Origin of the sequence: Phaeovulum sp. W22_SRMD_FR3 (assembly GCF_052113705.1) — a bacterium.
Taxonomy (GTDB): domain Bacteria; phylum Pseudomonadota; class Alphaproteobacteria; order Rhodobacterales; family Rhodobacteraceae; genus JBGQOG01.
Genome location: NZ_JBGQOG010000002.1, coordinates 96,138 through 116,659, shown reverse-complemented (window position 1 = coordinate 116,659; position 20,522 = coordinate 96,138). Strand labels below are relative to the sequence as shown.

At 65.5% G+C, this 20,522-nt stretch carries 19 protein-coding genes; 8 read left to right on the top strand and 11 right to left on the bottom strand.

Translation table 11 applies throughout. The features are described from left to right. Positions 1 to 24: 24 nt before the first annotated feature. From ACEN2S_RS02825 to ACEN2S_RS02805, 5 genes are all read right to left on the bottom strand, one after another. Positions 25 to 3,687: a translocation/assembly module TamB domain-containing protein gene (locus tag ACEN2S_RS02825; protein ID WP_441862113.1), complete on the bottom strand. Its 3,663-nt coding sequence runs from the start codon at positions 3,685 to 3,687 to the stop codon at positions 25 to 27. Next, positions 3,687 to 5,498, bottom strand: coding sequence for an autotransporter assembly complex protein TamA (locus tag ACEN2S_RS02820; protein ID WP_441862111.1), 1,812 nt, complete (start codon positions 5,496 to 5,498; stop codon positions 3,687 to 3,689). The genes ACEN2S_RS02825 and ACEN2S_RS02820 overlap by 1 nt, the downstream gene beginning before the upstream one ends. Positions 5,499 to 5,611: 113 nt before the next feature. Then, a complete protein-coding gene (locus ACEN2S_RS02815) occupies positions 5,612 to 6,661 on the bottom strand; it encodes an ABC transporter substrate-binding protein (RefSeq protein ID WP_441862109.1) in 1,050 nt (349 codons plus the stop codon). Next, entirely contained in the window at positions 6,631 to 8,016 is a 1,386-nt protein-coding gene (locus tag ACEN2S_RS02810) for a sensor histidine kinase (RefSeq protein ID WP_441862106.1), read from the bottom strand. Before ACEN2S_RS02810 ends, ACEN2S_RS02815 begins: the two co-directional genes overlap by 31 nt. 8 nt (positions 8,017 to 8,024) lie before the next feature. After that, entirely contained in the window at positions 8,025 to 8,690 is a 666-nt protein-coding gene (locus tag ACEN2S_RS02805; RefSeq protein ID WP_441862104.1) for a response regulator transcription factor, read from the bottom strand. A gap of 140 nt (positions 8,691 to 8,830) precedes the next feature. Between ACEN2S_RS02805 and ACEN2S_RS02800 the strand changes: the two genes are divergently transcribed. From ACEN2S_RS02800 to ACEN2S_RS02780, 5 genes are read left to right on the top strand one after another with little or no spacing between them, the layout of a single operon-like run. Beyond that, complete coding sequence (locus ACEN2S_RS02800; RefSeq protein ID WP_441862103.1) at positions 8,831 to 9,796, top strand: Bug family tripartite tricarboxylate transporter substrate binding protein; 966 nt, start codon at positions 8,831 to 8,833, stop codon at positions 9,794 to 9,796. Further along, positions 9,796 to 10,236 (top strand): tripartite tricarboxylate transporter TctB family protein, encoded by a 441-nt coding sequence (locus tag ACEN2S_RS02795; RefSeq protein WP_441862101.1) that lies wholly within the window; start codon positions 9,796 to 9,798, stop codon positions 10,234 to 10,236. Before ACEN2S_RS02800 ends, ACEN2S_RS02795 begins: the two co-directional genes overlap by 1 nt. Positions 10,237 to 10,248: 12 nt before the next feature. Beyond that, positions 10,249 to 11,766, top strand: a complete 1,518-nt coding sequence (locus ACEN2S_RS02790; RefSeq protein ID WP_441862098.1) for a tripartite tricarboxylate transporter permease — start codon at positions 10,249 to 10,251, stop codon at positions 11,764 to 11,766. Then, a complete protein-coding gene (locus ACEN2S_RS02785) occupies positions 11,766 to 13,118 on the top strand; it encodes an acyclic terpene utilization AtuA family protein (RefSeq protein ID WP_441862096.1) in 1,353 nt (450 codons plus the stop codon). Before ACEN2S_RS02790 ends, ACEN2S_RS02785 begins: the two co-directional genes overlap by 1 nt. Continuing rightward, entirely contained in the window at positions 13,111 to 13,413 is a 303-nt protein-coding gene (locus ACEN2S_RS02780) for a DUF4387 family protein (protein WP_441862094.1), read from the top strand. The genes ACEN2S_RS02785 and ACEN2S_RS02780 overlap by 8 nt, the downstream gene beginning before the upstream one ends. Here ACEN2S_RS02780 and idi read toward each other — a convergent pair. From idi to ACEN2S_RS02765, 3 genes are all read right to left on the bottom strand, one after another. After that, complete coding sequence (gene idi / locus ACEN2S_RS02775; RefSeq protein WP_441862091.1) at positions 13,410 to 13,952, bottom strand: isopentenyl-diphosphate Delta-isomerase; 543 nt, start codon at positions 13,950 to 13,952, stop codon at positions 13,410 to 13,412. The genes ACEN2S_RS02780 and idi overlap by 4 nt on opposite strands. A gap of 98 nt (positions 13,953 to 14,050) precedes the next feature. Then, on the bottom strand, positions 14,051 to 14,548 hold the full coding sequence (gene secB, locus ACEN2S_RS02770) for a protein-export chaperone SecB (RefSeq protein WP_441862089.1): 498 nt from the start codon (positions 14,546 to 14,548) through the stop codon (positions 14,051 to 14,053). 53 nt (positions 14,549 to 14,601) lie between these two features. Beyond that, on the bottom strand, positions 14,602 to 15,108 hold the full coding sequence (locus tag ACEN2S_RS02765) for an FxsA family protein (protein WP_441862088.1): 507 nt from the start codon (positions 15,106 to 15,108) through the stop codon (positions 14,602 to 14,604). Between the two features lie 145 nt (positions 15,109 to 15,253). On the opposite strand from ACEN2S_RS02765, the gene ACEN2S_RS02760 reads away from it, so the two are divergent. From ACEN2S_RS02760 to ACEN2S_RS02750, 3 genes are read left to right on the top strand one after another with little or no spacing between them, the layout of a single operon-like run. Next, the gene (locus ACEN2S_RS02760) at positions 15,254 to 15,913 is read left to right on the top strand and encodes a Tim44/TimA family putative adaptor protein (RefSeq protein ID WP_441862085.1); all 660 of its coding nucleotides are present in this window, start codon (positions 15,254 to 15,256) and stop codon (positions 15,911 to 15,913) included. A gap of 4 nt (positions 15,914 to 15,917) precedes the next feature. Continuing rightward, the gene (locus tag ACEN2S_RS02755) at positions 15,918 to 16,838 is read left to right on the top strand and encodes an MltA domain-containing protein (protein WP_441862083.1); all 921 of its coding nucleotides are present in this window, start codon (positions 15,918 to 15,920) and stop codon (positions 16,836 to 16,838) included. A 1-nt stretch (position 16,839) separates the two neighbouring features. Beyond that, positions 16,840 to 17,445: a Smr/MutS family protein gene (locus ACEN2S_RS02750; protein ID WP_441862080.1), complete on the top strand. Its 606-nt coding sequence runs from the start codon at positions 16,840 to 16,842 to the stop codon at positions 17,443 to 17,445. A gap of 4 nt (positions 17,446 to 17,449) precedes the next feature. Here the strand turns inward: ACEN2S_RS02750 and ACEN2S_RS02745 are convergent, their stop codons facing one another. The 3 genes from ACEN2S_RS02745 to hslV all read right to left on the bottom strand — a co-directional run bounded on the left by ACEN2S_RS02745 (position 17,450) and on the right by hslV (position 20,490). After that, positions 17,450 to 18,535, bottom strand: a complete 1,086-nt coding sequence (locus tag ACEN2S_RS02745; RefSeq protein WP_441862078.1) for an alpha/beta hydrolase — start codon at positions 18,533 to 18,535, stop codon at positions 17,450 to 17,452. Positions 18,536 to 18,634: 99 nt separating this feature from the next. After that, complete coding sequence (gene hslU, locus ACEN2S_RS02740; protein WP_441862076.1) at positions 18,635 to 19,936, bottom strand: ATP-dependent protease ATPase subunit HslU; 1,302 nt, start codon at positions 19,934 to 19,936, stop codon at positions 18,635 to 18,637. Then, on the bottom strand, positions 19,933 to 20,490 hold the full coding sequence (gene hslV, locus ACEN2S_RS02735; protein ID WP_441862074.1) for an ATP-dependent protease subunit HslV: 558 nt from the start codon (positions 20,488 to 20,490) through the stop codon (positions 19,933 to 19,935). The genes hslU and hslV overlap by 4 nt, the downstream gene beginning before the upstream one ends. Between the last annotated feature and the right edge of the window lie 32 nt (positions 20,491 to 20,522).

Below are 20,522 nucleotides of genomic sequence, written 5' to 3'. Positions count from 1 at the left end.
CATCCGGACGCGGGCCAAACGGGCCTAGTAGTCCTTTTCCAGATAGATCCCGATCCCGGTCGAGCCATCATCGGCCACCGTGCCCCGGGCCTTGATCGATTTGGAGATGTCGAGGTTCAGGTTGATCTCCGTCTGCCCCTCACTGCCGACGGTCACGTCGGTATAGACGTTCTCGGACAGGTACTTGCCGATTTTCAACGTCGCATTGCCGTTGTCATCCGTGCCGATGTCGAGGTCATCCAGCCCGAAGTTCTGCCGCAGCTTGGAAACGATGCCTTCGCCGCTCTTGCCTGCCAAAGTCGCCACGGCCGACGCAAGCTGCGCCGCCTGCAGTGGTGACAGCGAGGTCAGATCATGCCCGAACAGCAGATGCGACAGCACCTCTTCCTGCGGCAGTTCCGGGTTGGAGCTGAAGGACAGTTCCGGTGCCGAGGCATCGCCCTCGATCAGGATCGTGCTGGTATAGCCGTCACTCGTGCTCGAGGCGCTGAAATGGATCCAGGGCACCAGCGCGCCTTGCAGCGCCACTTCGCCCTCGTCCAGCGTGAAGCGTTTGGACAGGATATCCAGACGCCCGCGCACCAGATTGAACTTGCCGATCGGCACCACATTGGCGGTGCTGCCCCCCAGCCGCAGGGTGCCGCCTAGTTCGGCATCCAGCCCCCGGCCGCGCACGAAAATCCGGGGCGCCGCAATGGAAATGTCGAGCGGATAGTCCGGCCCGCTGGCGCCGCTGCCGCTGCCGCTGTCGCCGCCCAACAGGCCGGCTCGGGCGCGGGTGGCGCGTCCGGCGGCGGTTTCGGCCACATGCGTCATCTCGGGAATCTCCGCCGCGCCGCCAAGTCCGGTCGAGGGCACGCGGATTTCGGTGTCTTGCAGCGTCAGCGCGCCGCCGATCCGGGCACCGCCCATAAGAGCGCCGTTGACCGTCAGCTGCCCGGAAATCCGGGTGTCATAGAGCTCGGGGTCGCGCAGCCGCAGCTGATTGAGTTTCGCCACCAGATCGGCGGCATAATTCCCCGACAGGCTCACCGGTCCGCTGATGTCCAGTGTGCCGCCACTGCTGAGCGCGCCGCCCAGCGACAATTGTGCCCGCCCGCCCGAGAGGTTGGCGTCCAGCGTGACATTGTCGAGGCTGAGGCCAAGCGTCGGCGCCACGAGGCGCGCATTGCGGGTCGAGATTTTCCCCGAGAGCGCCGCCAGCCCCGGCGCGCCGTTCAGCGCCAGATCAAAGCTGAGCGGCCCCTGCACCGAGCGCGGCGCGATGAACGCATTGGCGAGCGAGGTCTCGGCGCTGCCGGTGATTTTGAGATTGGCGGTGGCGAAATCGCCTGCGACGGTGCCGCTGACCTTGGCCTGCGTGCCGCCCGGCCCGGCGCCTTGTACATCAACGCCGTAGCCGCTGCCGTTTTGCGCCACATTGCCTGAAACGGTCACCGGCCCCGGGAAACCGGGGGCCAGAAGCGCCGCATTGGCCAGCCGCGCCTCCAGCGTCAGATTGCGCGCGCCCTCGGTCAGATCGCCCGAGGCTTTGGCGCTCAGCTGCGGGTTGCCGATCGAGAAATTCTTGAGCGTGATGGCCTCGCCACGTTGCTCCACCGCGATTTGCAGATCACTGGTGCCCGCCAGCAGACGGTCCAGCTCGGGCTGACCGAGCGCGAGGCTGCGGCCCGTGCCGGTGACCGTGGCCAACGTTGCGCCATTCTCGGTGGTCACTTTCGCCTCTGCCGTCAGCCCGCCGCGATAGGCGGGGTCGAGCCGCGAGAGATCGTCAAAACTGGCATCGGCGGTCAGGTTGACCGAAGCGCTGTCCAGCCGCCCCTTGGCCGCCACCGAGAGGCCCGGCGCGGTCACGGTGAAATCACGCAGGGTCACCCCCGTCTCATCGCGCTTGGCCGAGGCAATGATGTTGGTCTGACCCGAGAGCAGCCGGTCGAGCTGCGGCTGCTCCACCGTGATGTCATTGCCCTGCACACGGGCGATCACGTCAAAGGCGCCGCCCAGCAGATTGGCGCTGCCCTCGATCCGGCCTTCGGCTTTGCCCGCCAGCTGCCGTCCGGCCAGGGTGGAGAATTGCGCCAGATTGTTCAGCGTGACATTGGCATCGCCCGAGAGGTCAAAGCCTTCGGTCAGCCCTCCCAGCGCCAGCTTGCCGTTCAGCGCATAGCCCTGACCGATCAGCGTCAGCTTGCTCAGCCGCAGGTCTTCGCCTTCCTGCCAGCTGAAATTCCCCCGTGCGGTGGCAAAGGCGCCCAAGGCTTCATCCAGGCCCTTGTCGCTCATTTCCAGACCGCTGGCGGTCACGTCGAGAATGCCGCCAAGCGCGGCGGGCAGGCCGACGCCCTGCCGCAACTGCCCCGACCCGGCCAGTTTCAGCGAGAGCATCTTGGCCGTGGCCGAGCGGAACCCGGTGACACGGCCATCCAGCGACCAGTTGTCCGAGGTGCCGCGGCCATAGAGCAGTTTCAGCTCGGCATGGCGGATCCAGTTGTAGCTGCCCGCGACCGGCAGCAGCACTTCGGTGGCATCGGGCAGCCCGATGCTGAGCTGCAGATCGGCGCTTTGCGGCAGATTGTCGGCATTCAGCTCGACCGCGCCGGTCAGATCCAGCGCGGCGCTGTCGATGGAGAGCACCGGCAGGCTGAGCCCGCCCGCGGCCGTGCGGCTGCCCTGCACCTTCAGTTTGACCGAATTGCCGAAGAAGGTCTGATATTCCGCCGGCAACAGCGGGCTGATATCGCCGCCGAGATCGGCGGTGAAATTCAGCGCGGTCGGGGCGGGCGTTGCGGTGCTGTCGGTGGTGGTTGTGGCCGGGTCCACCTCGGCGGCGGCCTCTTTCAGCGTCACTTTGCCCGACAGGCGCGGGCGGCCATCGGTGCTCAGCTGAATATCGGCGGCGAAATCCTTGATCTGCCCGGTGCCGCTCGCGGCCAAAGACAGGGCGGGATAGCCGGGCAGGCCGATCAGATGCGCGGCAATCCCGTCTTTCCCCTCCGACACCAGAAGGTCGATGCCCAGCACCTGCGTGGCATTGGCATAGCTTGCCGTCAGCGAGACAGTGCCCTGTTTCGCATCCACCCGTTCCGCCGAGAGTTCGGCATGCCCTTCGCCATTCGCCAGATCCAGCGCGCCCGAAAGGCTCAGACTGGCGGCCTCGCCCAGAAGCGCCTCGCCCAGCACGGCCTTCTTGATCTCGAATTTCTCGATTTTCACCGAGACCGGCAGATCGGGCAGCGAAAACGGTTTCGCCTCCGGGCTGGCGGTGATGTCGCTCGCGGCGCTGGCGGGGGTGCGCGGCAGATCCACCTCGCGCGCGCTGAGTTCCGCAATCTCCAACCGCCCGCGCAAGAGGGCGCTGCGGTTCCAGCTGATCGCGCCGTCGAGAATGGTCAGCCAGACGCCGTTGTCATCGGCAATTGTCAGGCTGTCAAAGGTTGCGCGCGAGGACAGCGCCCCGGCAAAGCCATCCAGCCGCACCGTCATGCCCTCGCCGGAAAGGTTATCCTCGATCAGGCCCGTCAGATAGGAACGGTCGCGCGCCTGCTCGGCGGCATCGGCGGTTGGTGCGGCCTCGGGCGTGGTTTCGGCGACGGGGGCGTCCTGCGCCCGCAGCATCTGCGGCAGCAAAACCGGTGCCAGCAGGGGAGCCAGCGTCAGAAACGGCAGCGTCAAAAGAAGTTTGCGCATCAAAAGGCCTGTCCGATCCCAAGGTAGAATTGCACGCCGTCGCCGGTGGTTCCCGAGACGGGGGTCGCGACGTCAAAGCGGATCGGGCCGATGGCGGTTTTGTAGCGCAGGCCGATCCCGGCCCCGGCATGGCTGTCGCCATCATCGCCAAAGAACCCGTCATCCGAGACGAAACCCGCATCATAAAAGCCGACCACGCCGATGCTTTTGGTGACCATCGCCCGCAGTTCCAGCGACATGGCGGCAAAGCTGGTGCCGCCCGAGCCCTGCGCGCCGCCGTTTAGCACATTCACCCCGAGGGATTGATAGGGCTGCCCCCGCACAGTGCCGCCGCCGCCCGAGTAGAACAGATAGTCGCTGGGCGTGGTGTCGATGGTTGAGCCGCGCACGGCGCCAAGTTGCCCGCGCGCGGCGATGACAAAGCGGTCATCGGCAAAACCGCGATAGGCACGGGCATCGCCTTTGACCTGCGCCCCGCTTTCGGCCAGGCCGATGCCGTAATAGGGCGTCACCGTGCCGGAGAGGTAATAGCCGTTATGGGCATCCAGCTTGTCGTCGCGGTCATCGAATGTCGCCGAGATCGGCAAGGCCAACACTTTGTAATCAAAGGTCGCAAAGCCAAAATCGGCCTTGATGAACTTGTAATCGAGGCCCACCTCGGCGCTCAGCTTGTCGCTGAATTCACGCGTCAGACCAAAGCCGATTTCGTAACCGGTGGCGGTATAGTCCTTTTCATCCAGACGGATGCCTTCGGCAAAAACATAGCCCGAGGTGTCGGGGCCCAGCGTCGCCGGGCGGTCAACCCGTGTCCCCAGCTTGTAATCAATGCCGCCGGTGCTGCCGCCGATGCCGTTGACCTCGCCGTAGATTTTCAGCCTTTCCGCCCGGCCCCGCAGGTTGCGGTGCAGCCAGTAGCCGTTCAGGTTCAGCCCGTCCATGCTGTCCAGTTCCGCCCCGAAACTGTAGCGGCGGCGCGGTTGCTCCACCACGTTCAGCGTCATGTCGAGCGTGCCATCGGGATTGGGGGTCTCGGCCTCGGTCAGCGTGATCGAGCTGAAAATCTCGGTTTTGCGCAGACGCTTGCGCACCACATCCAGCTTTTCGGGCGAATAGACCTCGCCCGTGGGAAAGCCGGCGATCTGCTCCAGCCGCGCGGGGCGCAGCCGCTCATATCCCTCAAGTTTCAGGGTGCCGAACCGCAATTCAGGTCCGGGCGCCAGTGTGATCGCGGTGTCGAGCGTGTTGCTGCGGTGATCGGCGATGATCTTCTGGCTGGCAATATCGGCCTTGGCATGGCCCGCCTCGCGCCAGGCATCCACGCCCACGGTCGCCGCTTCGCGGATCACCGTGCTGCGGGCGGTCTTGCCGATGGCAAATCCTTCGGGCAGTTCGGTCTTCGGGGCCAGCGGGGCGATCGAGGCCCGTGAAAAGGTCGATTGCGGGCCGGGTGTCACGGTGATGGCAAGGCTGCTGATCTTGCCGGGAATATCCAGCGGCGCAATCGCTGCCGCCTCGCGCCCGTTCACCAGAATGTTGATGGTGCCGCTGTAATACCCTTCGGCGTAGAGCGCCCCGAGAATGCGGGCGTAATCGGCGCGGGCGGCGGCAAAGATCTCTTGTGCGTCGGTGCTGGCCTTGCCTTCGCTGTCAGAGAGCGAGGCGGAGAGCAACGCGTTGCGCAGCGCCTCATCGGCGCCGGGTGTGTCGAACTGATAGGCGTCGAGGGCCAGCACGGGGCCGCTCCCAAGGGCGATCATCAGCGCAAAAGGTGCCAGTGCACGGCGGGAAGTTTCAAACAAATGGCGCGTCATGGCTGACCCCGAATAATTCCCTCTGACTTTTGCAGGAAACCGCCGGTCTGGCCAGCCTTGCATCGGAAAAAGCGGGGAATTTCGCCGGTCGTGGCCCCGCCGCCGCCGCGGGGTCAGGGCTGAATCACCGCCGCCCGCCATTCTTCCAGAAATGCCTTGCGTTTCAAGGCATCCAGATAGACCAGCAGGCCGGAATCCAGCCGGATCGGCCGCAGATGCGGCTGCGCGGCGAGGGCGGCGGCATCAATCGGCGGCAGCCCGGCCTGCGCGCTGATCAGGCTGCGCCCCTCCGGGCTGAGCAAAAAGTCGAGAAAGGCGCCGCCCCGCTCCGGATGCGGCGCGGCGCGCGGGATCAACCCGGTGCGCAGCAGGGTCAGCGTGTGGTCCTGAAGCTCGATGATCGCCACATCGGGGTCGGATTGCACCCGGGGCGCGGCATAGCTGCCCAGCACGTTATAGGCCAGAACCAGCTCGCCCGATTGCACCGCGTCGATCATCGCGTTCGAGCTGTCGAAGAGCCGCGGTGACAGCCCGCCCATCACCTCGGCCAGCCGCCAGAATGTGTCAGAGAGGCGGGCATCCTGCGTGTCAAAAAGATAGCCCACGCCGGAGATCGCGGGGTCATAGGTGGCGATGCGGCCGTCGAACCGCTCCGGGTGATCGCGCAAGAGCTGCGTCAGATCGCGGCGGGTCTGCGGCAGCGGCAGCCCCTGCAACGCCTTGCGCGACACCAGCATCACCACCGGCTCTTGCGCAAAGGCGAACAGCCGGTCCTGCCAGCGCGCCCAGGCGGGCAGCGCCCCGGTCAGCGCGCTGTAAAAGGGCTGCGCCAGACCGTCATTGGCCAGCTTCATCTGCAGATCCATCGCGGTGGAGATCACCAGATCATAGGGGGCGTTCTCATCATTGATCGCGGCAAAGACCTGCAGGCTGTTGGCCACGGTGTAGCGCACCGAAAGCCCGGGATTGCGGGCCTGAAACGCCAGGATCGCCGGGGTCAGAACCTGGGTATCGGTGGTGGAGATGATCGCCACTTCGCCCTGCACCACCGGGCCGAGCGCCGGAAAGCTTGTGTCTTCCTCGATACCAAAGCCAAGGGCCGGGCCAAAGCCAAGGGCCGCCAGCCCGAGGATCAGACCAAGGGCAAATAAAGCGCGGCGCATGTGCCACCTCCTTCACGTTCTTCGATGCTGAAGCGGCCGCCATGCGCGGCGGCGACTTCCTCGACGATGGTCAGCCCGAGACCGGAGCCGACGATGTCGCCGACATTCTCGCCGCGGCCAAAACGCCGTGTCAGAGACGATTGATCGCTGCCCGACAGGCCCCGGCCGCGGTCGCGCACGCTGACGCAGGCCATTTCGTTTTCCGTGGTCAGCGAGAGGGTGATGTCACTTTCGGGCGGCGAATATTTCACCGCATTGTCCATCAGATTGCGCAGCGCCGCCTCGATCAGCAGCCGGTCGCCGGGGATCGGGGGCAGGGCCTCGGCCCGGGTGATCAGCGTCAGATCTTTCAGCTCGGCGGTGGGGCCAAAGCTGCGTTCCAGCCCGGCCAGAAGCGCGGGCAGATCCACCGGCGCGCGGGCCTGCCGGTCGGTGCGGTAGACGACCGTCGCGTGATCGAGAAGCTGACTGGCCGAGCGCGCGCTTTCCTCCACCGCCCGGATCACCGCGCGCAATGTCTCGCGCGCCTCTTCGGTTTCGGCGCGGCGCAGCGCGATCTCGGCCCGCGCCCGCACGGTGGCCAGCGGTGTGCGGATGTGATGCGCGGCCTCGGTGATGAAGGTCTCGGTCCGGCTGAGCGCCGCGCGCAGCCGTGCGATAAAGCCATTCAGCGCCAGCACCAGCGGCACCAGCTCTGCCGGGGTCGGGTGATCCACCGCCCGCAGATCGCGCGGCCCGCGCCGCCCGACAGCCTCGGCCAGCCTGTCGATCGGGCGCAAGGCCGAGCTGGTGGTGATCAGCGACAATACCGCCGCCAGCACGAAAACCCCGAGGCCCAGGGCGGCCGCGCGGTTCGCCACCTGCGCCGCCACCGCCTCTTGCCCCGAGCGGGTCTGCGCCACCATCACCGTCACCGGCATCGGGCGGTCCTGCACCAGGACCGTGCGTTGAAGGGCGGCAATGCGCACCTCGGTGTCACGGTAGGGCAGGGTGTAGAAATAGGGCTGGCTCAATCCGGCGCGCCCGGCCTCCTCCGGCGGTGGCGGCAGGTCATCATAGCCGGTCAGCGTGCCGCCTTGGGTCAGGATGCGGTAAAAGATCCGGTCCTCCGAGATCGAGCCGAGGATGGCAAAGGCTTCATGCGGCAAGTCGATGGTCAGCCCGCCATCGCCGCCGCGCAGCTCATCGGCAATGGCCAGCGTGGCGGCGCCCAGCACCCCATCCAGCGTCTCGCGCGCGGCATCGCCCGCCACGGTGCGCACGATGATATAAAGCAGGATGGCCAGCACCGCCGCCAGCGCCAGCAATTGCAGCATCAGCCGCCGCCGCAGTGAGAGCGGGGTCTGGCGGGCCAAAGACCGTCTCATGCCGCGGTCAGCCGGTAGCCCATGCCGCGCACCGTCTCGATCCGCACCCGGCTGCCCTCCAGCTTTTTGCGCAGGCGGCCGACGTAGACCTCGATCGCATTGTCGGTCACGGATTCCGCATAGGAGAACAACCGGTCGCAGAGCTGGGCCTTGGAAAAGATCCGCTCGGGTGCCGCGAGCAGGATTTCCAGCAGCCGCAGCTCGCGGTTGCGCAGCTCGCGCGCCTCCTCGCCCACGGTCAATTGCGCGGACAAGGGGTTGAAGGTGACGTCAGCGAATCGCTGCACGGTCTGAGTCGCACCGCCGCGCCGGCGCAAAACCGCGCGGCACCGGGCCTCCAATTCCGCAAAATCGAAGGGTTTGGTGACATAATCATCGGCCCCCAGATCGAGCACATCGACCCGGTCTGCCACCCCCGCCCGCGCGGTCATCACGATGATCGGCACATCGCGCCGCGCCCGGCGCTGGGCGATCAAAAAATCACGCCCGTCCCCATCAGGCAGTGAAAGATCAAGCAATATCAGATCATAAGGGGCAACGCCCAGACAATCTTCGGCCTCAGACAGGCTGCAGGCGCGGTCCACCGCATGGCCATCAAGGCGCAGCCTGTCAGCGACCGAGCGGGCCAGTTCATCGCTGTCCTCAACCATCAGATAGCGCATGTTCCAGCCCTCTCCTCGCGAATATGTGACCCCGTGACAGGTTGCTGTCAGGTTTCCCCCGAATCGTTGGCTTCTGCAAGGGAGGACCGGGCCATCGGCGGCGCGGTTTTACCGGCACATAAATGTCTGGGAGGACACCAATGAAAATCACCCTTCTGAAGGCGCTGGGCACCAGCGCCGTGCTGGCTGTGACCGCGGCTCAGGGCGCTTGGGCGACCGAATGCATCGCGCCGGCAAATGCGGGCGGCGGCTGGGACTTCACGTGCCGTCAGATCGGCAAGCTGCTGTTCGATGAGAAGCTGGTGGCGGCGCCGGTTCAGGTGACCAACATGGCAGGCGCCGGTGGCGGTCTGGCCTACTCCTATGTGGTGAACGAGCGCTCCAGCGACGAAGACCTCATCGTGGCGGCCTCCTCGGCAACCACCACCCGTCTGGCGCAGAACGCCTTTGGTGGCGCAACCGCTGACCAAGTGCGTTTCGTGGGCGCCATTGCAGGCGACCCGGGTGTCATCGTTGTGGCGAAAGACAGCCCCTATATGACGCTGAAGGATCTGGTTGAGGCGATCAAGGCCGATCCGGGCTCGGTCACCTTCGCAGGCGGTTCGGCTGCCGGTGGTTTTGACCACATGAAGCCGCTGCAAGTGCTGAAAGCTGCGGGCTTCACCGACATCCGCAAGGTGAAATACATCGGCGTCGACGGTGGCGCGGATGCGATCACCCAAACCATCGGTGGCCACACCCAGGCGATGACCGGCGACATGTCGGAAACCATCGGCTTCATCAAATCGGGTGAAGTGCGGGCCTTGGCGGTGCTGTCGTCTGAGCGGATCCCGGGCTTTGATATCCCGACCGCAAAAGAGCAGGGTTATGACGTTGAAGCCGTCAACTGGCGCGGCCTCTATGTGCCCAAAGACATCTCGGACGATGCGTTCAATCTTTGGGCGAGCCGTCTGCAAGCAGTGGCTGACAGCGCCGAATGGCAGGCCGTGATGGAATCGAACGGTCTGGCGTCCTTTACGCTGGTCGGCGATGATTTCCAGGAATGGGTCAACGGCGTTGTGGCTCAAACCACTGAAATGTCGAAAGAAATCGGGGTTATCCAATAATGAAATCCGACCGGATCTTCGGTCTGGTCGTGGCTCTGGTGGCACTGGCGTATATCGTCAGTGCCACACAGATTCAGACCAGCTTTTTGTCCGATCCCGTGGGCTCGAAGATCTTTCCGATCATCATCGGAGCGGTCGGGGTTCTCTGCGGCATCATGATTATCCTGAAACCCGATGAGGAACCGTCCTGGCCCGACCTGCCGACCTTCCTGCATATGGGTGTCGCGCTGGTGGTGCTGATTGCCTATGCCTATGCGCTGAAACCCTTTGGTTTCCTGTTGCCCACCGCGCTTGCGGCGGGGATCGTCAGCTATCAGATCGCGCCGCGCGTGCAGACGGCGGTGTTCTCCGGCATCGGTCTGTCGGTGGGTTTGTTCGCCCTGTTTAAATTCGGGCTGGGTCTCGGGCTGGTTGCCCTGCCCCGCGCTCTGCTCGGTTAAGGGACCCTCATCATGGAACTTTTGCACAACCTCGCCCTCGGTTTTTCGGTGGCGGTCAATCCCTTCACGCTGATGCTCTCGGTCATCGGCTGTTTCCTCGGCACGATCATCGGCGCGCTGCCCGGCCTCGGGCCGTCGAATGGCGTGGCGATCCTGATCCCGCTGGCCTTCACGCTGGGGCTGGATGCGACCTCGGCGCTCGTGCTGCTGACCTCGGTCTATTACGGCGCGATGTATGGCGGGCGGATCTCCTCGATCCTGCTGAACATCCCCGGCGATGAGCCGGCGCTGATGACCACGCTCGACGGCTATCCGATGGCGAAACAGGGCCGCGCGGGCGATGCGCTGGTGATTTCCGGCGTGGCCAGCTTTGTCGGTGCGCTGTTTGCCACCATCGGCCTGATGTTGGTGGCACCGCTCGTCGCGCGCATCGCCTATCTCTTTGGCCCGGCCGAATATTTCGCGCTTTATCTGCTGGCCTTCACCACCCTCGGCGGCGTCGGTTCCAAGAACCAGGCGAAAGCGGCGCTGGGCGCGGTGATCGGTCTGGGCATTGCGATGATCGGCCTCGACAATACCTCCGGCATGCCGCGCTTTACCGGCGGCAACATGCACCTGAATGACGGCGTCGACTTTCTGGTCGCCATCGTCGGTCTTTTCGCCATCACCGAGGTTTTCTCCTTTATCGAAAGCCACGGCAAAGACAGCGCGATTGGCGTGAAACTTGAGAAAGTGACGCTGCCGGTCAAGGATCTGATCGCCACCTCGGGCGTGATGCTGCGTTCCTCGGTCATCGGCTTTATCGCGGGCATTCTGCCGGGCGCGGGCGCCTCGCTGGGCTCGTTCCTCGCCTATACGACGGAAAAAGGCATTGCCGGGCCCAAGGGCTTTTTCGGCAAGGGCGATCCGCGTGGTGTGGCGGCGCCTGAGGCCGGGAACAACGCGGCCGCAGGCGGTGCGCTGATCCCGATGCTGACGCTGGGCGTGCCGGGGTCGGGAACCACTGCGGTGCTGCTGGCGCTCTTGATGACGCTGAACATCACCCCGGGGCCGACGCTCTTTGCCGAGCAGCCGGAAGTGGTCTGGGGCCTGATCGTCTCGCTCCTGATCGCCAACTTCGTGCTGTTGGTGATGAACATCCCGATGGTCAAAATCTTTGTGCGCATCCTGCAGGTGCCGGCCTATGTGCTGATGCCGGGCGTCACGATGATCTCCTTTGTCGGCATCTACTCGCTGACCGGCAGCTATTTTGACCTGGTGATGATGATGGCCTTCGGCGCGCTGGGCTATTTCCTGCGCAAGCTGGAAGTGCCGACCGTGCCGGTGATCATGGGCATCCTTCTGGGCAACCAGATGGAGGACAACCTGCGCCGCGCGATGGTGATCTCGGATGGTGATTGGACCTATCTCCTGTCGAGTGGTATCTCGGTCGGGCTGTGGGTGGCCGCGATTGCCGGCTTTGTGGCGCCGTTCTTCCTGCGCCGTTTCCTGAAAAAACCGGCAGCTCCGATGGAGGCGCTTGAAGACTGATGACACGTGTACTGATACCGACCGGGGCGCTGGGCCTTGGATATGACCGGGCGGCGCTCGCCCTGGGGGTGGCCAACCGGCCGGATATCATCGCGGTTGATGGGGGGTCCACGGACAGTGGGCCCTCTTATCTTGGGCGGGGGGTGTCAAAGTATTCCCGCGCCTCGACCAAGGCGGAATGGCGCGACCTGATGCGGGCGCGGGCCGAGGCCGGGGTACCTCTGGTGATCGGCACATCGGGTACCTGTGGTGCCGATCTCGCCGTTGACTGGCTCTATGACATCACCGTCGAACTGGCGGCCGAGCTGGGGCAGAGCGTCAAGGTGGCGCGGCTCTATTCCGGCCAAAACGGCGCCGAGATGGCACGGGCTTTGGCGGCGGGGCAGATCCGCGCTTTGCCCGCAGCCCCTGAGATTTCCGAAGAGCTGCTCTTGTCCTGCACCAATATCGTGGCGCTGGCGGGGGCAGAGCAAATTCAGGCGGCATTGGCGACCGGCGCCGATATCGTGATTGCCGGGCGCACCACCGACACGGCGATCATCGCGGCGCTGCCGCTGGCGCGCGGCGATCATGCGGGCGGCGCCTGGCACGGGGCCAAGGTGGGCGAATGCGGCGCGATTGCCACCACGCATCCCGCCTCCGGAACGATCCAGATTGATTTTGACGCGACGGGCTTCACCTTCACCCCCCTGGGCGAGGAGGCGCGGGCAACGCCCTTCACCGTTTCGGCGCATATGCTCTATGAAAACTCCGACCCCTACATCCTCTATGAGCCGGGCGGCCATCTGGATGTGACCGCCGCGCGCTATCAGGCGCTGGACGCGCGTCAGGTGCGGGTTGAAGGCTCGGTCTGGGTGCCGGGCGATTACACCGTGAAACTCGAAGGCGCGCGGGTGGCGGGCTATCAAGTGGTGGCGCTGGCGCTGCTGCGCGACCGCCGCTATGTGGAAAATGCCCGCCGTTGGGCCGATGACTGCATCGCGCAGACCCGCGCGAAAGTGGCAGAGCGGCTGGGCGATATCGACTATGATCTCGAGATCCGGCTGATCGGCGTCGATGCGACGCTGGGCGCGCTGGAAACCCGCCGCACCCTGCCGGTGGAGGTGGGGGCGCTCGGCATCATCACCGCCCCGAGTGAGGCGCTTGCGGGCGAGATCGCGAAATTCCTCAATCCCTATCTCTTGCACCATGCGCTCGAAGCTGAAGAGGCGATGCCGACTTTTGCCTTCCCCTTCTCGCCTGCCGAGATGAATCGCGGGGCGATTTATGAGTTTTGCCTGAACCATGTGCTGCAGTTGCAGGACCCGATGGCCGCATTCCGGCTGGACGTGACGGAGGTGAACCATGGCTGAACTGGGCGAGATTGCGGAAAAGGTCCGCTCGAAAAACGCCGGGCCGTTCTGGCTGACGATTGATGTTTTCTGCGGAAACAGTGACGTTTTTCAGCGCGTGGTGGCCGGTGTGGATACCGCGCGGGTGGCGGATCTGTTCGGGGTCGATTTGCAAACGGTCAAGCGCTTCGACATCGCCGATCTGAATGTGGTGAAGTTTTCGGTGCCGCGTCCTGTGGTGCAGGGCACCCGCGCCGACCGTGACATGCACGGGGCGGGCTGGGGCGCCTTGTTGGCGGAACTGGTGATCGATTAAGCCTTCGGCACAACCCCATCGGGGGCGGCAAAGATCAGCCCCCGATGATCGGCCAGATAGATGGCAAGCCAGGCGCTGTAGCGCGCCGGATCGCGCGCGACATCTGTGGCGAGGCTGTCCAGATCGACCCAGCGCGTCTCGGCCACTTCGGCGGGGTTGAGCGCAAGGGGCAGATCGGCGGGCGCCTCGGCCACGAAAATCTCGACCAGCTCATGTTCGGTCAGGCCATTGCCCACCTCGGCGCGGTATTCCACCTGCCCCACATGGCGCGGCGCGAGGCCGTGGATGCCCAGCTCCTGCGCGAGACGGCGCTGGGCGCAGTCCAGCGGTGTCTCCTCCCACAGGGGGTGCGTGCAGCAGGTATTGGCCCAGAGACCCGGAGAATGGTATTTGCCCGCCGCCCGTTTCTGGATCAGCACCGCATTGCCCCGCATCACAAAGACCGATACGGCGCGATGGCGCAGCCCGCGCTGATGCACCGCCAGCTTTTCCACCGGGGTCAGCGTGCCATCAACCCAGGCGGGGATCATCTCGGACATGGGGGTTCTTCGCAGCGGCCCGTCGGCGCGGCATCGCGCGGATGGGGGGAGAGGGAGTGGCCGGGCCCCCGCCGTCGCGGCGGGGCCCGGCGCGGGGATCAGGAAACCGGGGCGTCAGCCGGGCGCTGCGCTTCAGCGCGGCGGGCGAGTTCGGCGCGGTAGAGCGCCACGAAATCCACGGTGTCGAGGTTATAGGGCGGGAAGCCGCCATCGCGGGTCACATCCGAGACGATGCGGCGCACGAAGGGGAACAGCATGCGCGGGCATTCGATCAGCAGGAACGGGTGCAGCTGCTCTTCCGGGATGCCTTCGACCTGGAAGATGCCGGCATAATCCAGCTCGACCACGAAGAGCGCGACGCCGTCGGATTTGTTCTTCGAGGTCACCTTGAACTTGGTGATCACCTCATATTGGTGCTCGGCCGGGCGTTTGCGGGCATCAAGGCTGACCTGCACGGTGATTTCCGGCTGCACATCGGCATTGGCCAGACCCTTTTGCGCCACGACATTCTCAAACGACAGGTCGCGCACGAATTGGGCCAGCACGCTCATTTTCAGTTGCGGGGCGGCGGCGGTGCCGTTGGTTTCTTCGGTCATTCAGGTTCTCCGTCCTCAGGTTGCCGATGGTGTAGCATCGCCAACCCGGTCACTCAATGCCGTGTCCAGCCCGAAGGGCCCTGATTTCCCCGGTTTTCCGGGGTAATTTCGATGAAATCACCGTCAATCACCTCGGGCGGCTGACCCGGGCGGGGCGGGCGGGCGTCAGAGAAATCCGTATGCGCCGTGCCGGTCCCCATCTCGAACCGCGCCATCTGCACGCGGGCCGCCACCGCGCGCATCACCCAGCGGCGCACGGGAGCGATCAGCAACAGCAGACCGCAGGTGTCGGTGAAAAACCCCGGGGTGAGCAGGAGCGCCCCCGCCAGCAGGATCATCGCCCCATGTGCGAGCGGCGCCGTCGGATCGCCCAGATCCCGCATCGCCACCCGCAGGTCATTCAGCGCCCGTGCGCCCTCTTGTCGCACCAGAGCGGTGCCCAGAACCGCCGTCAGCACCACAATGGCCAGCGTCGGCCAGAGGCCGATCAGCCCGCCGACCTGAATGAACAGGGCAATCTCGATGACCGGCACGGCCAGAAATGCGATAAACAGCCACATGGGCGCTCCTTTCCCGGCCCAAAGGGCCGTTTCCGCGACAGGTGGACTTGATCCTGCCCGCACCCTACATAAGTTGGATAGCATAGGGTACCAACCCCCGCCGGTGGAATCCCGCCAGCCCGAAGACCTGAGGAAAACCTGACCAATGTCCAATGCCGTTATCCAGCTGCTGGTTCTTGCCGGAATCGCGATCTTTCTGATCCTGCGGCTGAAGAATGTTTTGGGCACACGCGAAGGGTTTGAAAAGCCCGCGGTCCCGGCCGAGGTTGCAGCCCCCGCGCCCCGCAAGGGGTTTGAGGTGATCGAGGGCGGCCCTGACCGTGACATCACCGATCATGTGCCCGACGGCTCTGACAGCGCGCGGGCGCTGGCCGGGATGAAGGGGGCAGAGCCCTCGTTCAACGTGGGCGGCTTCCTGCAAGGGGCGCGCGGTGCCTATGAGATGATCCTGATGGCCTTTGAACGCGGTGAGCTGGACAAGGTGCAGGCGTTTCTCTCGCCCGAAGTTCACGCGGCTTTCGCCGGGGTGATTGCGCATCGGGAAGAGCGCGGGCTGGTGGTGCAGGCGGAGTTTCTGGGCCTGCGCGAACTGGCGCTGAATGAGGCGAGCTTCAACCCCAGCACGCGGGAAGCCGAGCTGACCGTGCGTTTCGTGGGCGAGGTGATCTCTTCGGCGCGCGATGCTTCGGGCACTGTGGTGGAGGGCGATCCGAAATCCGCCCGCAAACAGCGCGATGTCTGGACCTTCGCCCGCGTGATGGGCAGCCCGGACCCGAACTGGCAACTGGTCGCCACGGGCGCCTGAGCCGGTGCCGCGGCTGGCCGATATCCCCGGCTGGGCGGCAGAGGATGCGGCGGCGGCGCTCGTCGCCTACCGCCAAACCTGCGATCTGTGGCCCGAAGCGCCGATCCCCGATGCTGATACGGACCCGCGCCGCTTCTTTGAGGCGGCGTTTGTCGTTTCCGATCCCGGCCCCGCGCATCTGACCGCCTATTACGAGCCGGAACTGCCCGCCGCCCTGACCCGGACTGCGCGCTTTGCGCATCCTTTGCATGGCCTGCCCGAGGGCTGGAGCGATGCCTGCTGGCAGGCGGGCATTCCCTATGCCACGCGGGCCGCGATTCTGGCGCGGGGTGACCTGCCGGTTCTGGCCTGGGTCGAGACGGCGGTGGAGGCGTTTCTGGCGCAGGTGCAGGGTTCGGTCCGGCTGATGCTGGCCGAGGGCGGGCGGATGCGGCTGGGCTATGCCGGGCGCAACGGGCACGCCTATGTTTCGATCGGCAAGGCGCTGGTGGCGGCGGGGCAGGTGCCCGCCGACCGGATCAGCGCCGGGGCGATCCGCGAATGGTGCGCGGCTTCTCCCGATGGTGGCGCGGCGTTCCTCAACACCAACCCTTCTTATGTCTTTTTCCGGCGGCTGGACCTGCCCGAGGAGAGCGGCCCCCTGGGTGCGATGGGGCGGCCGGTGACGGCGGGGCGCAGTCTGGCGGTGGACCCGGCCTTTGTCCCGCTCGGTGCGCCAGTTTGGGTGGAGGTGCCGGGCCTGCCCGGACGGCTGATGGTTGCACAAGATACCGGCAGCGCGATAAAGGGCGCGGCACGGGGCGATATCTTCTTGGGCACCGGCGAGGCGGCAGGCAGACGTGCCGGCGCCTTGTCGGCGCAGGGGCGGATGCTGGTCCTGCTGCCTGCCGCCCCTTCTGTCATCCCACCCGAGGACCTGCCCTGATATGAGCCGCCGCCGCAAACTTACGCCCGAGGAACGCGACCTGTGGTCGCGCGTGGCGCATACGGCGGCACCGATGCATGCCGCACGGCCGGTCACCATGCCAGAGCCGGAACCGGATCAAACCGCCAAGCCCCGCCCGAAAAAGCCGGAACCACTGGCCAAGCCGATGCCGCGCGATTTCCGCATCGGGCAGATGGCGCGCGCAAACCTGCGGCACGATCTGGCCCCGAGCCCGGCCGAGGCTTTGGCCGCCGCGCCGCTGCGCATGGACCACAAGGCGCATCAGAAGATGACGCGCGGCCGGATCGAGCCGGAGGCGCGGATCGACCTGCACGGCATGACCCTGGCCGAGGCGCATCCCGAACTGATCCGCTTTGTGCTGAACGCGCATGATGCGGGCAAACGGCTGGTGCTGGTGATCACCGGAAAGGGCAAGCGCGGCGAGGATGATGGCCCGATCCCCCGGCGGATGGGCGTGCTGCGGCATCAGGTGCCGCATTGGCTGCATCTGCCGCCCCTCGGGCCGGTGGTGCTGCAGGTGACGCCCGCGCATCTCAAACACGGCGGCACCGGGGCCTATTACGTCTATCTGCGGCGGATCCGCTGAGGCCTCAGGGCGTCATCACCACCTGCGTCGCCTGCTGCAGCGTCAGCACCACGCCGGGCAAAAGCCCCGTCCGCCCCGCCTGATCCCGCGCCAAAGCCCGGTCCAGATCACTGACCTGCGCCAGAAGCGCCAGAAGCGCGGGCGAGCTGCCGGGGGTGAAATGCCCGTCCCCGGTGGAATAGGCCCCCACCTCGACGAGTGTTACCTTGAGATCGGCGACGCGGCTCAGATCCTCGAGATTGCCCAGCCGGTTCGTCTCGCCCGAGAGTTTCGCTGCCAGCGCCAGTGCCCGGTCGCGGCGGGAAGTGAAAATCAGGAAGGGTTGCGGCAGGGTGCCGATGCGTTTGGCCTGGGCGCGGAACACATCCACATCAAGATCGGGCGAGATGAGGACGACGCCCGCGATCCGGTTGATCACCCGCCGATCCCCGGCAATGGCCATCTGCCGCAGCGTCTCCATCGTCAGCGCGCCGCCCATCGAATGCGCCACCAAGGTGATCCGTTTCGCCCCGGCGGCGGCCAGCTGATCCAGCGCCTCTTCGAACCCATCCCGGGCAAACAGCGCGGAATCGCGGTCATAGGCATAGCCAAAGGCCTGCCCGCGCGAGGGCCAGGAATAATGCACCAGCACGCCGGGCAACTTCAGGTCATGCCCCAGCTGTGCCAGACGGTAGAGCCCGTCGGCCATCGTATCATTGTACCCATGCACAAAGACCACGGCGTCACCGCCGTTCGCCGCCATCGCCCGCGACAGATCCTGCCGGAACGGCGCCGCGCCGGGGAACAGCACCCGGTCGGTGACCAGAAAATCCTGCGCCGGATCCGGCGCGCGGCCGGGTTTGGGAAAGCTGATGGTGCCGGGCTGGTGCCCGGGCGGCACGGTGATGTCAAAGCGGGCGTAGCGGACGCTGGCCGAGCGGCTGCGCCCCATCTGCACCCCCGCCTCCACCGGCCCATCGGTTCCGCGGGTGGTGGCGAGGTATATTGCGCGGGGAGTCACGGTTTCCGCCGCCTGCGGATAGAGAGTCAGCCCCCCGCGCGGCGCGCAGGCGGCCAGCAGCACAAACAATCCGACAAATAGTCTCTGCATCTCGCCCCCCCATTCGCCCGGCAGGCTAGCACGGGCAGCGGGCGAGGCCAGCCCCCCAGACTGCCACGGGCGGGCATGCCGGGGGCTGACGTTGCGGTATCAGAGCACGTAGCGGCTCAGATCGGTCGAGGCCGCCAGATCGCCGAGGTAAAGCTGCACAAAGGCCTCGTTCACCTCAACCGACTGGCCGCCCCGGTCAGGGGCGTTGAAGGACAGCTCCTCAAACACCCGCTCGAGCACAGTATAAAGCCGCCGTGCACCGATGTTTTCCACCGAACGGTTCACCTCGGCCGCAATCCGCGCCAGCGCGGCGATGCCGTCGGTGGTGAAACTCACGGTGACCTCTTCCGTGGCCAACAGCGCCGTATATTGCCGGGTGAGCGCATTATCCGTCTCGGTCAGGATGCGGACGAAGTCATTCTCGGTCAGCGGTTGCAGCTCGACCCGGATCGGCAGGCGGCCCTGCAATTCGGGCAAGAGGTCCGAGGGTTTGGCGATGTGGAACGCGCCAGAGGCGATGAACAGGATATGGTCGGTTTTCACCGGGCCATATTTGGTCGAAACCGTCGTCCCCTCGATCAACGGCAACAGATCGCGCTGCACCCCCTCGCGGCTGACATCGGCGCCCCGGGTTTCGGCGCGGGCGCAGACCTTGTCGATTTCATCGATAAAGACGATGCCCTGTTCCTGCACCGCTTCCAGGGCGGCCAATTTCACCGCCTCGTCGTCCAGCAGTTTGTCCGCCTCTTCCGAGATCAGATAATCATAGCTCTGCGCCACGGTGAGTTTCTTGCGGGTCTTGCGGCCGCCAAAGGCCTTGCCAAAGAGATCCTGCAACCCCTGCATCTGCATTTCCATGCCGGGCATGTTCAGTCCCATCGCCGGGGTCGAGGCGGTATCGGCAATCTCGATCTCGATCACCGTATCGTCCAGCTCGCCGCGCTTCAGCTTGCCGCGGAACATCTCGCGCGTGGCCTCGCGGGCGTCCTTGCCGGCGATCACCTCCACCACCCGCTCTTCGGCGGCGGCATGGGCGCGGGCGGTCACCTCTTCGCGCATCCGGGCGCGGGTGTCGATCATCGCCGTGTCGCACAGATCGCGGATGATCTGCTCGACATCGCGGCCGACATAGCCGACTTCGGTGAATTTCGTGGCCTCGACCTTGAGGAAGGGCGCGCGGGCGAGTTTCGCCAGACGGCGGCTGATTTCGGTTTTGCCGACGCCGGTGGGGCCGATCATCAGGATGTTCTTCGGATAGACCTCTTCGCGCAGGTCATCCGGCAGCTGCTTGCGCCGCCAGCGGTTGCGCAGGGCCACCGCGACGGCGCGTTTCGCCGCCGTCTGGCCAATGATGAAACGGTCAAGTTCCGAGACGATCTCGCGCGGGGTGAGGGAGGTCATGCGCTGATCCTTTCCACGGTCAGTCTGCCATTGGTGTAGACGCAGATGTCGGCGGCAATCGCCATCGCCTTGCGGGCAATCGCCTCGGCATCCAGCCCGGTTTCCATCAGCCCGCGCGCGGCGGCGAGGGCGAAATTGCCGCCGGAACCGATGGCGGCAATGTCATTCTCGGGCTCCAGCACATCGCCCGCACCGGTGATCACAAAAAGCTCGGTGCCGTCGGTGACGATCAGCATCGCCTCCAGATTGCGCAGGTATTTGTCCATCCGCCAGTCTTTCGCCAGCTCGACACAGCCGCGCGCCAGTTGGCCGGGTTGCGCCTCCAGCTTTTTCTCCAGGCGTTCCAGCAGGGTAAAGGCATCGGCGGTGGAACCGGCAAAGCCCACCACCACATCGCGCCCGCCAGGCGAGAGGCGGCGCACCTTGCGGGCCGAGCCTTTGATGACGGTCTGGCCGAGGCTGACCTGCCCGTCGCCCGCCACCACCACTTCGCCGCCGCGCCGGACCGCGAGAATTGTCGTCCCGTGCCAACCGGGGAATTTGTCTTCTGCCATGAAAGCCTCCGTTTGCCCCGATATGTGCCTCA